Source organism: Metabacillus niabensis, assembly GCF_902829255.1.
GTDB classification, from domain to species: domain Bacteria; phylum Bacillota; class Bacilli; order Bacillales; family Bacillaceae; genus Metabacillus; species Metabacillus niabensis.
Genome location: NZ_CADEPK010000249.1, coordinates 1 through 12,850, shown reverse-complemented (window position 1 = coordinate 12,850; position 12,850 = coordinate 1). Strand labels below are relative to the sequence as shown.

General features: G+C 36.4%; 10 protein-coding genes. All 10 read left to right on the top strand.

The annotated features are described in order from the left end of the window. Positions 1 to 616 precede the first annotated feature (616 nt). Positions 617 to 910: a WXG100 family type VII secretion target gene (locus HU235_RS15545; RefSeq protein WP_174880787.1), complete on the top strand. Its 294-nt coding sequence runs from the start codon at positions 617 to 619 to the stop codon at positions 908 to 910. A 94-nt stretch (positions 911 to 1,004) separates the two neighbouring features. Further along, positions 1,005 to 1,244, top strand: coding sequence for an EsaB/YukD family protein (locus tag HU235_RS15540; RefSeq protein WP_095300354.1), 240 nt, complete (start codon positions 1,005 to 1,007; stop codon positions 1,242 to 1,244). A 14-nt stretch (positions 1,245 to 1,258) separates the two neighbouring features. Beyond that, the gene (essB, locus tag HU235_RS15535) at positions 1,259 to 2,593 is read left to right on the top strand and encodes a type VII secretion protein EssB (protein ID WP_174880786.1); all 1,335 of its coding nucleotides are present in this window, start codon (positions 1,259 to 1,261) and stop codon (positions 2,591 to 2,593) included. A gap of 27 nt (positions 2,594 to 2,620) precedes the next feature. Beyond that, complete coding sequence (gene essC, locus HU235_RS15530; protein WP_174880785.1) at positions 2,621 to 7,099, top strand: type VII secretion protein EssC; 4,479 nt, start codon at positions 2,621 to 2,623, stop codon at positions 7,097 to 7,099. Then, positions 7,096 to 10,383 (top strand): type VII secretion protein EsaA, encoded by a 3,288-nt coding sequence (esaA, locus tag HU235_RS15525; RefSeq protein ID WP_174880784.1) that lies wholly within the window; start codon positions 7,096 to 7,098, stop codon positions 10,381 to 10,383. The genes essC and esaA overlap by 4 nt, the downstream gene beginning before the upstream one ends. Beyond that, positions 10,373 to 10,867, top strand: coding sequence for a type VII secretion protein EssA (gene essA, locus HU235_RS15520; protein WP_095300346.1), 495 nt, complete (start codon positions 10,373 to 10,375; stop codon positions 10,865 to 10,867). Before esaA ends, essA begins: the two co-directional genes overlap by 11 nt. Before the next feature lie 22 nt (positions 10,868 to 10,889). Then, positions 10,890 to 11,315, top strand: coding sequence for a DUF5082 family protein (locus HU235_RS15515; protein WP_174880783.1), 426 nt, complete (start codon positions 10,890 to 10,892; stop codon positions 11,313 to 11,315). Beyond that, complete coding sequence (locus tag HU235_RS15510; RefSeq protein WP_174880782.1) at positions 11,315 to 11,581, top strand: DUF5344 family protein; 267 nt, start codon at positions 11,315 to 11,317, stop codon at positions 11,579 to 11,581. Before HU235_RS15515 ends, HU235_RS15510 begins: the two co-directional genes overlap by 1 nt. Before the next feature lie 9 nt (positions 11,582 to 11,590). Beyond that, positions 11,591 to 12,376 carry a T7SS effector LXG polymorphic toxin gene (locus tag HU235_RS15505; RefSeq protein ID WP_174880788.1) on the top strand — a complete coding sequence of 262 codons (786 nt, stop codon included), beginning with the start codon at positions 11,591 to 11,593 and terminating at the stop codon, positions 12,374 to 12,376. A gap of 236 nt (positions 12,377 to 12,612) precedes the next feature. Then, on the top strand, positions 12,613 to 12,850 hold a 238-nt coding region (locus tag HU235_RS15500), incomplete at its 3' end, for a hypothetical protein (protein ID WP_174880781.1).

The window sequence follows — 12,850 nt, the reverse complement described above, 5'->3', positions numbered from 1 at the left end:
GCCTTTTAGGTCTGGCCAGTAGAAGTAGTACACGTGGGGAACCGTTCAGAAGCCCTTTAGGGTTTGGTCAGTAACAAAGGCTTTCAGCCGCAGAGAAAACCACCCGTTATCACGGGTGGTTTTTATTGTCTATTTTTTTTGATAGTAGTGTTGAGTGGAATCGAAAAATAGCACTTCTTTAACGAAGCATGTCAGAGGGCGATCGCTTAAGGAGTGAGGGCGCCCAATTCCGCCTAGCAAAAGAGCATTTGAAGTAAAAGAGGGGAGGCTGGTTTTGTGGAATCTTGATTTCTGAAAAACCATTGAGCTAAAATACCTAAATATCGGTTTTGGATATCGGTCTTTAGGTGGAGATAAAACAACGAAGAATATCGCTAGAAATAGGCTTAACTTCCTGTGGAAATTTACAAGGGGGAGGAGGATAGTTCCGTTTTTCTTTACATTTCTGTTTTCATCTGTTCTTATCGGATGAGATGTGATATTGGTATATTATAGGAAATTTTTATACAGGGACGACAATATGTTCCGTTTTTTGAAATTGTCCATTCGCATTTTGGGTACTCACAATTTATATAGATGAATACCAAAAAATAAAAACAATAGGGAGATGAATAGAATGTCAGGTTTAATTCAGGTTACTCCAGCTGAGCTACATGAAATGGCAACTCGTTATGCAAATGAAAGCAGTGAAGTAGAAAGTCAAATTGGTGAGCTTGATGGTATGATTAGACAGCTTGAAGATATGTGGAAAGGTGAATCAAGTAGAGCGTTTAGTGAACAATATGAACAATTAAGACCTTCATTTGTGGCAATGCAAAAACTTCTTGATGATATTCATATTCAGTTGAACAATACAGCTAAAGCACTTGAAGATGCTGACCAACAAATCGCAAGTCAAATCAGAGGATAATCTCGTTACAACTGATAAGAAAAGAAGAGACTGTCTCGAAATCCTAGGGTCAGACCCATTTGGGGACAGTCTCTTCCTTATGGGGTGAACAATAATGTATATCGAAATTACCGTCGATTTAAAGAATTATCAGGAGGAGATTTTTGATTTAAGACTATCAAACTATCACTCTGTAAAAAAGCTGCTTGATATAGTTTGGCAGACGAAGCAATTAACTGGACAACCAAAGGAAGGGTACTGGATTAGAGTCGTGAACAAAAATAAAGTTGCCGATGGTACAAAAAGATTAATAGATGTTGGCATTACAACTGGAGATAGAATTGAAATTTTATGAAGGAGATATAAGGAATGTCATCACAAAAAGAAATGTCATACATAGAAGAAAAGCTAGAGGCAATTAGTAAATTTGAAAAGGGTGTTATTACATTTACTTTTCAAAAGGAAAAAATTAAATTAGATGATCCAGGCGAAATTTCTTTTCTGAAAGAGATAAATCCTACAATAAAAAAACAAATTCAAATGATGGATGATGAGTTATCCATTCTTCATACAATTCCTAACACGTTTACCTACCTTCCTCATATGGGGCAAATAGATGAAAGAGATAGTTTGCTTATTGCCTACCGTATTGCACAAAAGGTTAATAGCCACAACTTAACTAGAATTCATCTGTTTGTATGTCCAGAAAACATTGTCTTAGACAAAGGACTCAATCCATATATTCTTCATTTTGGGGTTAAAGAAAGTCTTCCACCATATGAAAAAAATTCTGATCAATTATTGAAAGAAGTAAAGGCGACAATTGCTTCGATTATTGATAAGCAATATACCTTTTCACAATACATCCATCACTTTGAAACATTAAAGCTTTCTAGCTTTACTGAGAAGGTATGTAAGGCGGAGTCTATTTCTAATCTTATTGAATTACTCGAAATGAGAATTCAAGAGATTAATAAGGAAAAGACTCAGTTAATGACAGTAAACAAAAAAACATGGAAGCTAAATCGTTATATTTTAATAGGTGTAACGGTTTGTTTAATTCCAACATTAGTGTACTCGTTGTATTCGTTGTTTTTTATTCAGCCAAAACAGGCAAGCTTTATCGAGGCACAGGAGAAATTCCTTAATAACGAATATAGTGAGGTTGTAACGATCCTTCAGCCTTATGATTTCGATGAAATGCCAAAGGTGACACAATATGAATTATCAACGGCGTATTTAATTAATGAATCACTCTCAGAAGAGCAAAAAGAGAGTATTCAAAATACCGTGACATTACAATCAGATCCTCGCTATTACGAATATTGGATTCACATTGGACGAGGTAATGCAGAGGAAGCTTTAGATATTGCTAGAGTCTTTGAAGATACACATTTAATTTTATATGCTCTATACAATTACCAAGAGCAAGTAAAATCAGATGATAATTTAGATCGTGAAGAGCGAAATCAGTTATTAGCTGAAATTGAGTCTGAGATTGAGCAATACGAAGAGGAAATAGATCAGGAGAGGGCTAAAGCCGAGGAACAGGCTGAGGAACAAGCGGTAGAGGATGCTGGTACAGTTCCAGCGTCAAACGAACAGGCTAAGCAACAAGGACAGGAAGCAACACAAGAACAAACTACTACGAATCAGCAAGTAAAAGAGGAAGCCAAAACTGAGGGAGAAAAGTCACCTCAATAATCGTGAACAAAAACAGGTGGTGAAAAAATGCATTTATTATGGGTGTTTTACAATGATTCCTACCAACAGCTGTCATTGAAGTCCAAGCAAAATTATGAAGTCACAATAGGCACAGAGCTGCAGCATACAATCACCGTGCAAGGAGTAGCCAATCTCCATGAGCCACTGAGGGTGACTTTTCATGATAACTCATTTTATCTAGAACATAATAGTGATCCAAAGCTGATAGAGTTAAATAAACGCCACAAGGTTAAAGCCGGCGAAATAGATTTATCAATCGTGATTACGGACAAATTAATTCCTAGTAAAACTTATTATATCGGCCATAATTCTGAGGTTATTTTCTCAACAAAGGATGAAGCAGCCACCATTGTTAAGGAAAAGAATGAGTTTTTTCAAGAGAATTCTTTTACCCTTTATAAAGTAAATGGTAGCTGGACTGTTAAAACGAGTATTGATGAGCATCTTTATAAAAATGGATCACGGTTAAATGGAGAAACTATCCTAGAAATTGGGGACCAGCTGTTTTGGCCATTTATGACGATTACGTTAATTGAAGAGGATCTCATTCAGATTGAGAGTTTACGAGAATTCACAGCAAATCTCTCAGAAACGATAAAACCACAATCTGAAATGCAAAAGAAATATCCGATTTATCGGAGAACACCAAGGATGGTTTATGATCTACCAGATGAGAAAATCCAACTTTCTCTCCCATCACAAGAAACAGAGCCATCTAACCGCAGCCTATGGCTCATTATTCTTCCCCCGCTTATCATGCTAATTGCAATGGGGCTTGTGGCTTTATTTATGCCAAGAGGAATCTTTATCGTCATAACATTAATCATGTTTATGACAACCATTTTCACCTCTACGGTTCAGTATTTTAAAGATAGAGGGAATCAAAAGCGGCAGAAGGAAAGACGGCAACGGATCTATACGAACTATTTAGAAGCGAAGAGACAAGAGCTGCAAACTGTTGCTGAAAAACAAAAGGAAGTTTTAACATTTCATTTTCCATCCTTTGAGAGAATGAAATATTTAACGGATCAGCTATCAGATAGACTGTGGGAAAGAACTTTAGAAAGTCCTGATGTGCTTCAATTCCGTTTAGGTCTTGGAACAGTTGATGCAAGCTACACGATATCATCTAGTTCAAATGATATGGCGAATAGAGAGACAGATGATTTACTAGAGGAATCACAAAAATTAGAGAGATTCTATAAACGGCTATCTAATTTACCTATAACAGCCAATCTGTCAGAAGGTGCGGTAGGATTAATCGGAAAAGATGCTGTGTTAAAAAATGAATTACATCAAATTATCGGACAGCTTGCATTCTTTCATAGCTATCATGATTTACGATTCGTTTTTATTTTTAATGAGGAAGAGTATAAGCAATGGGAGTGGATGAAGTGGCTGCCACATTTTCAGCTTCCTAATTCATATGCAAAAGGTTTTATCTACAACGATAAAACACGTGATCAATTGCTTTACTCATTATATGAAATGATTAGAGAACGTGATTTGGAAGAAGATAAAGAAAAGATTCGCTTTACACCACATTTTGTTTTTGTTATCACGAATCATCAGCTTATTTCAGACCATGTCATTTTAGAATATTTAGAAGGTGAGCATCACCATTTGGGTATTTCGGCTATTTTTGCAGCAGAAGCAAAGGAAAGCTTATCAGATAATATTTACACACTTATTCGCTACATAAACGATGAGCAGGGAGATATTTTAATCCAGCAGAAAAAGGCAGTCCGAATCCCATTTAGGTTAGATGGGCATAAACGGGAGAGCAATGAAAACTTTGCACGAATGCTCCGTACACTTGACCATCAAATTGGGATGACGAATTCGATACCAAATGGTGTGTCATTTTTAGAAATGATGAATGTGAAAAATGTCGATCAGCTACCAATTAAACAGAACTGGCTAACGAGAGAATCAGCGAAATCATTAGCGGTTCCGATTGGTTTAAAAGGGAAGGAAGAAACAGTTGAGCTAAATCTTCATGAAAAGGCACATGGTCCACACGGATTATTAGCCGGAACGACAGGTTCTGGTAAAAGTGAATTTTTACAAACATTTATTTTATCCCTTGCTGTTCATTTTCATCCACATGAAGTTGCGTTCCTTTTAATTGATTATAAAGGTGGAGGGATGGCACAGCCATTTAAAAATATGCCACATCTTCTTGGAACGATAACGAATATTGAAGGTAGCAAAAACTTTAGTATGCGTGCTTTAGCATCAATAAAGAGTGAACTTAAGCAGCGACAGCGACTATTTGATCGCTACAGTGTATCACATATAAATGATTATACGAAGCTTTATAAACAAGGAAAAACAGAGAAGCCATTACCACATTTGTTTTTAATTTCAGATGAATTTGCAGAGTTAAAAGCAGAAGAGCCGGAATTTATTAAAGAGCTTGTCAGTGCAGCTCGTATCGGTCGTAGTCTTGGTGTTCATTTGATATTGGCTACACAAAAGCCAGGTGGCGTCATTGATAACCAAATTTGGAGTAACGCTCGCTTCCGAGTGGCTCTAAAGGTACAAAATGTCGAGGATAGCCGAGAAATTTTGAAAAATGGTGATGCAGCTTCTATCACTGTAACAGGTCGAGGATATTTACAAGTCGGAAACAATGAGGTTTATGAGTTATTCCAATCTGCATGGAGCGGTGCCCCATATCATGAGGAGGAATCCTTTGATATGGAGGATGAAATTGCCATCGTAACAGATTTAGGGTTAATTCCACTTTCAGATGTCTCATCATCAGATACGATTCAAAAGGAGACTCCTAGTGAAATAAGTGTCATTGTCGATAAAATTGAACAGCTGGAAAAAGAGATGCAGCTTGAGAGACTCCAAAGTCCTTGGTTACCACCACTTCCAGGACGTTTATTTATTGAGCGTAATATGGAAGAAGTGAATACGGAAGATAAGACAAAGATATTGTTAGCAATGATTGATGAGCCTGAAAAGCAAAGTCAGTCGAATTATACGTATCAAGTCATGGATGATGGAAATATAGGAATCTTTGGGTCTGCTGGCTACGGAAAAACACATACTGTGATGACATTGCTCCTTGGGCTAGCGAGGAAATATACACCTGAAGAAGTTCATTATTATTTAATGGATTTTGGAAACGGTGGTTTACTACCTCTTAAACAGCTACCTCATGCTGCCGATTACTTTACAATTGATCAAGAGCGAAAAATCGAGAAGTTTTTGAAAATGCTTAAAGCTGAGGTTGCGAGACGAAAAAGTCTTTTCCAACGAGCTGAGGTTGGCACGATAAAAATGTATAACGCAATGAGTGAAGAAAAACTACCATTGCTTTATTTAGCGATTGATAATTTTGATTTAGTGAAGGAAGAAATGTTTGAGCTTGAGCAGCAACTAAACCAATTTGCTCGTGACGGAGCATCATTGGGAATTTATATGGTCGTTTCAGCTACGCGTGTAAATTCAGTACGACAAGCATTAATGAGTAATATAAAGACGAAAATCGTACATTACTTAATGGATCAATCTGAAGCAAGTACGATAGTTGGCAGACTGCAATTTTCTCCTGAAGCGATGCCAGGAAGAGCGATTATCAAAACCGATGAGACATATTTTTCTCAAGTATTCCTTCCTGTTAAAGGTGCCAATGACTTTGAGCTAATGGAAAACTTGAGAGAAGCAGTCCAGCATTTAAAGGTAATTTACGCAGATTGCAAAAAGCCAGATCCAATTCCGATGCTGCCTGTGGAGCTAACAATTACAAATTTTGCTTCATATGTAGAAAAACAAGTAGGTATGCTACCAATTGGTCTTGATGAGGAACTAGTTAAACCAGTCTACGTGAATTTGAACAAAACGAAGCATTGCATCGTTTTAGGGCAAGCACAAAAAGGAAAGACAAATACGTTAAAAGCGCTCATACATGCTTCTCTTGAGAATCAAACAGAACATATCGCACTTTTTGATTCAATCGATAGAGGGCTATCATCTTATAGTGGTGAAGATAATCTTGTCTATCTTGAGAATAAAGACCATGTATCAAGCTGGTTAGACATGATAGAGGCTGTTCTAGAAAAAAGAGAAACCGAATATCACGAACAAATTCAGAAGGGGAATAATCTCCCATCCTTTACACCTATCTTATTTATCATTGATGGGTATGCAAACTTTTTACAGAAAATTGATAATACGCTTCAAACGCGAATTGTTCAATTTATGAAAAACTATAGTCATCTAGGCTTTAACATGATTGTTTCTGGTAACAATAATGAGCTGACAAAGGGCTATGACACATTAACAGTTGAAATTAAACAAATTCGACAAGCTGTTATTTTAATGAAGAAATCAGATCAAACATTGTATACGATGACCTATGACCGAAAAGAGCCTGAAATTCAACCGGGTTATGGCTATTACCTCGAAAACGGAAAAGAGCAAAGTATACAAATTCCGCTTGTGAATGTAGAAAGGAAGGTACATATATGAATGAAAGAGTAAGAGCCATTGTGAAGCTTATCATCGTTATTGCAATAATTGGCATTACACCCTTTCTATTCTTCCGCATCATTGGCGATAATCCTTTAAAGGTAGCTACACCAAAGGAAACGGCTACTAAGACGATTGCGATTATTAATGAAGATATAGGTACAGAAGAAAATGACGAGGAATTGAAGCTAGGTCAAGATGTATCCGCAATCCTGTCGCAAAACTCTAATTATGAATGGACAGTTGTAGGGAGAAGCGCAGGGGAGAATGGATTACGAGATAAAAAGTATGATGCGATTGTGTATTTACCATCAGACTTTACTGAGAAAATTATGACGTATGATGAGGAAAATCCAGTTAAAACGAATTTCCAATATAAAGTACAAAGTCAATTAAATGCAGTGAATAAAGAAAAGGTGTTAGTAGAGCTTGAAAAGGCAACAAAACGAGTTAACCAAAAAATCTCCACGTTATATTGGAATTATGTTTCAGCAGATATGGAGCAAATTCGCGGTGAGTTCGATGAAATTCTAGAAAAGGAAGTTGCCTTCCAACAAACAATGTCTGCCTTTTATAAGCCATCCTCAAAGGATTTAGCTAGTCATATTGAAGATCAAAAGGCAATGCTTTCAAACTTACAATCTACTATTGAACAGCTTGATAAGCAAGAGCCAGAGCAAAAGGCGACGATGGAGGGCTATGCTCAAAGCTTAGCTAACTTTGTTAAGTATGTAGAGCTATATAAGGAATACCAAGAAAAACAACAAAAATTGCTCGCAGAAATCCAGGCTAAATCGATTGAAACGGTACACAATGCAACGCAGAATCAACAACCGTTATTTACGGAGTCTAAAAATCTATTTGAAGAAAACGGAAGTCTATTCATAGAAAAAATGAATATGCTAGAGACGCAGATGGTAGGAACTGAGCAGCTATTAAGTCAGTTGCAGCAGCAACGATACAGTTTAGTTGATAAACAAGTAAATGAATACTATCAGCATCAAGAAAAGATTATTGATTTTTATCAGCAGTTAAAAGATTCGCATCTACTTGATGATTTACAGGAGAAACTAGATCCTTTAAGTGAAAATCTTAGTAAAGTGGAAACACCAACTGAACCAGAAACACCAACTGAACCAGAAACACCAACTGAACCAGAAACACCAGCTGAGCCAGAAAAGCCAACTGAACCGGATCCAAATGACGAAAAGCCAGGGACAGAAACACCTGAAGAGCCAGGAAACACTGATAATCCGACAAACCCAGGAGATGGGGAAAACCCAGAAACACCGGATAATCCAGAAGAACCAGAAACACCGGAAAACCCAGAAACACCTGGTAATCCGGAAGAACCTGAAACACCGGAAAACCCAGAAACACCTGGTAATCCAGAAGAACCGGAAACACCAGAGGAGCCTGAAGCACCTTTCATAGATTTAACGAAGGAAAAAGAGGAATTAGCAGCATTAGCGGCTGAACTTACGAAAATTAAGACAGAGCTATCAAGCTTAGAGCAACCTACGGTAGAAGATATCACAAAATCGTTAGCAGGCTTTGATGCTATTAACGAAAGAATTACAAATCTACAGACCTCTTTATCTGAGAAGGAAAACGGGCAAAAAAATCCGTTAGAGGAGGAACTTAATAAGCTGTTAAATGCTTACTCTGAGTTAAGAAAACAGTATGACTTGTTGGAAAATACTCTTAAACATAAAGATGGCTATATTAAGGAATTAGAAACGAATATAGACGGTTTAAAATCCGATATTGATGGATTAAATGGAGAAATCGATGAGCTAAATAAAACGATTGAAGAACTAAATAAAACCATCGATTCTTTAGAAGAAGAAAAAGCAGCACTTATTGTTGAAAATAAAAAGCTAGAAACTGAGCTCAATTTATACAAAGACTATGAGGCTGATATTAGAGATGAAATTAATAAGAAAGAACAATCAATCCTTTCATCAAATGTCCTTTCTGAATCAAGAAAAGAGAAAATCTCAAAAATTCTTGGAAAAGATATTAATAGTAAAGATTTAGTGCAAATGATGTTTTACTATTCGTACCTAGATCGATATGAGGCAACGTTGAAGAGTATGGCTTCTGTAAATGAGGAAAAAGCTATGACTCTTGGTAACGAGATATTACAACAACAAGCAAATAGAATTGTCCAAATATCAGAAGATGAGCAGGCAAAATGGAATCAACTAGGGACTGATATGCCAACAAATCAAGATGTACTAAATACCATGGAGGACGGCTTTACCGTTTTCATGGCTGAATACAGTGGAAAAATTGATGAGCATCAAAAGATTCTATTAGAAAATCTTGATGGCATACTTCAAGAGGCAACAAAGGTTCTTGAGCAAATTAACCAACCACAACAAATGTTGACCATTGTTGAGCCGACACCAGCTGTTGAAGGTCAAGAAGTGATATCAGATACTGAAATAATCAGTAATCAAATGGAAATGATTCATTCAATGATGGATTCAATCAAAGAAAGTCAAGGAACGATCGTTGATTACACAGGTGAGCTTCAAGTAAGAGTTAACGATGTTCAGGTTGATGCAGATAAATTAAATAATAAATGGGCATCAAACGTCGCTTCTACGGAGCTTATAAGAAATGATGTTTTCAGTGTTCTTGGAAATACATTTGTTGATGGACAGTCAAATGGATATGTATATGATTTCTTAACAAATCCATTGAAAATTAGTGGAGATGTTCCAGAAGAGACACAAACAACAACAGTGAAAAACTTACCACCAGTTGTCGTCTTGTTTATTGTTCTCATCTGTAGCTTACTGATTGGCTATACAAGCTATTACTTCCAACAACCGCCATTATGGATACAGGCCATTTTATTTGTCCTGTTAAACATCATTATTGGCTTAATTATTAGCTTGTTTGGCTTAGAGATTTATCCTTTACGTGAGGATAGTGCCGTACAATGGACTGTATATACGATCTTCCTTCTAACTGCAGGTTCTGCCTTAGTAAGGGTGGCGTTTAGTGTTCATCATTTAGTAGGATTATTTGTTACGGTAGGAATGGTTATATTCTATGTAACGCCATTACTTGCCTTAACAACACCTAACTTTACATTTGAAGATCCGATGTCAAGCGTGTATATGTCGATTCAATATGGCTCAGAATCCCAATTTGGGACAGCGATCACCGTTTTATCATTTATGATTCTTTGTCTAGGAGCTCTTCAATATTTTATTGGAAGGGCGAGTAAAGTATCGATGACGGAAGGTTCTGAAACATATGAAGCATAAGTCATTAATAGGTTTGTTGCTCCTTATCGTCAGCATCCAGCTATCTTTTTCGAATATTGTTTATGCAGCAGATGCACCTAGTATTGATGAGCTAGAGCCTAATGATTATGAGAAAAAGGAAAAAAAAACGAATAGGAGCTTACTTCGTGATGAAGGGTTATCGACAACAAAGCGCTCTGAGTTACCAGAGCAGATCAAACAACTAACCTTTGAAGGGGCTGCAGATTCTGACGAAGAAAAAATCGCTTCATTATTTTTAAGTCAGACATCGAACCGAAATACGATAAAGTCAAAGGCTGTTGAAATGAATTTATTTTCATCTACAACAGAGACAAAAATGAATGAATTGGAAGAAGATACAACATCTTCTTCCAATTTGTCTATGTCCATCCTTATTTGGGTGCTTGTAGGGATTTGTCTACTATTGCTGGCGATTGTTCTTTACATTTGGGCAACATCATCAGCAAAAAAGAAAGCTTCCTAGAAATAAATAAGGAGGTCAATCAATGAGTTTAGCGAATACCTTAGATACACTCCAGGATTTGATTTCTTCAAAGGAAAATGATATCGAGGAAAAAATCCAGAGACTTAAGCAAGCTAGCCGTGAACTAAGTGTAGAGCAAAACCATCTATTACAAGAAATAACACAAATCATTGATCCGAATTTAGGAAGGGAATGGACTGGTAAGAGAGCAACTAGATTTGAATCGTATCGGATGGAGGCCTACTTAGCTATAAAAGACATTGGAATTGAGGCCTATGACAGATACAAGCAGGAAATAGAGAATAAGATAACGTCCTTAGAACAAATTCAACTGTATTTGCAAACGACGAAGGCAATTGCTTATGAGGCAGAGCATTTAGTGAAGAATAATGAAGATGATGCTGTCGTTGAAGAAAAGGTAAGTGAACTAAAAAGGCGGTTAGGTTAATGACGACGATTCGACTGGAGTTTGAAAAAGTGATGAAAGAGTTAAGTGAAATTGAAAAAACTTTAGCCACTATAAATATTTCATCTCCTCAATTGAGTCATTTAGGTAATAATCAATTAGATTTTACAAAAGCTTGGCTTGAACGTGAAATGAAAATTGAGCAGCTCCTTACAGAATACATTCAGGCTGTACAAAAAAATGTTGAAGATACAAAAGCAAACATTCGTTTATTAAAGGATCAGGATGAGGCAAATGTCCGAAACTAAAAGAGAGGACTGATATCAATCGCGAAGGTACTTGAAACACAGTCGCTCATTCAAGCAGTTGAATCAAGGGCAAAAAGTTATGAGGAATTGCGTGGAAAGCTAGAAGCATTAAAAAATAACTTTTCACGAATTGTAAATTTAGATGAAAGCTTTAGTGGTAAGGGGGCTGAAGCTATCAAAGGGTTTTATCGAGGTCAAATGGATGTTGTTGATGCATGGATTCGGCTTATTGACCGACAAGTAGCATTCTTTTATGGTATTGAAGGGTCAATGGAAGATATGGAGTTAGCAAATGAGGCAACGGTTCATGTCTCATTTCTAGAAGATGAACTAGCACATCGAAATCATAAAGATCTTGAAATGGTTGCAAGCTTTCAACGTGAGCTTGCAGCCATCTTAAATCAAATTAACGATCTTGTTCCATTGGAAATATTTTCGACAGATCACTTTGCAGAAGAACTTAGCAAGGCAGAAAATGAAAGAAAAGAAACTGTAATTGCAATTGAACAGTTTGATTATGAATTAAAAAACGAATATTACTTATCAGAAGCAGATGAACAATATGCAGAAGCATTAATGAAACAACTTATCGAAGCCACCCGCCAAGGAAATAAAACCTCACCAATCCATTTCAATCTCGAAAAATACAAAACAAGTGAACTATACAAACGCATGTCACAAGTAGAGCAACAAGCTGCTGATTACATTAATTTCAAAGAAAAGCAGGACGAAATTAGAAGAGTGAAAGAAGAACTGGGAGCAAAAAAGCTTTTGGAAAAAAAAGGGGGAAAATGAATCAAAGAATTAAAATGTTTAAGGAATGTAAAGGATATTCGTGCTAGGTTCATTCCTAAAATGGATTTGTTGACGACACCTTTAAATCCTTTTCCAAAGTACCTTTATATCATGTCCTATTCTTTGTAAAAACATAGACATGCATTAGCTAAACGATGAATAAATAGTAGTCAGCATTAATAGTTTTTAAATCAAGACATGAATGAAGTGATTGATTTTGATAATATATAGATATGATGTCAAAAAAGAAAATTATCATTATTAGTATCCTTTTTCTTATTTCAATAACTGCAATTCGATTAACATGGTATGGTTTTTTATCGAAAATGGACCAGCCTAATCCACCTAAGATTGAAAATGGAGTTCTAGATTTAAGAAACTGGGATATTCCAAAAAATCAAACATTTACTTTACGTGGAGAATGGGAGTTCTACCCTTCTCAATTACTAGAAGGAAAGGAAACGACAGCTACGA

Bases quoted from the DNA above. Each gene is read 5' to 3' on its own strand.
- HU235_RS15545 (WP_174880787.1), top strand. From the start codon at position 617: ATGTCAGGTTTAATTCAGGTTACTCCAGCTGAGCTACATGAAATGGCA.
- essB (WP_174880786.1), top strand. From the start codon at position 1,259: ATGTCATCACAAAAAGAAATGTCATACATAGAAGAAAAGCTAGAGGCA.
- essA (WP_095300346.1), top strand. From the start codon at position 10,373: ATGAAGCATAAGTCATTAATAGGTTTGTTGCTCCTTATCGTCAGCATC.
- essC (WP_174880785.1), top strand. From the start codon at position 2,621: ATGCATTTATTATGGGTGTTTTACAATGATTCCTACCAACAGCTGTCA.
- HU235_RS15510 (WP_174880782.1), top strand. From the start codon at position 11,315: ATGACGACGATTCGACTGGAGTTTGAAAAAGTGATGAAAGAGTTAAGT.
- HU235_RS15540 (WP_095300354.1), top strand. From the start codon at position 1,005: ATGTATATCGAAATTACCGTCGATTTAAAGAATTATCAGGAGGAGATT.
- HU235_RS15515 (WP_174880783.1), top strand. From the start codon at position 10,890: ATGAGTTTAGCGAATACCTTAGATACACTCCAGGATTTGATTTCTTCA.
- esaA (WP_174880784.1), top strand. From the start codon at position 7,096: ATGAATGAAAGAGTAAGAGCCATTGTGAAGCTTATCATCGTTATTGCA.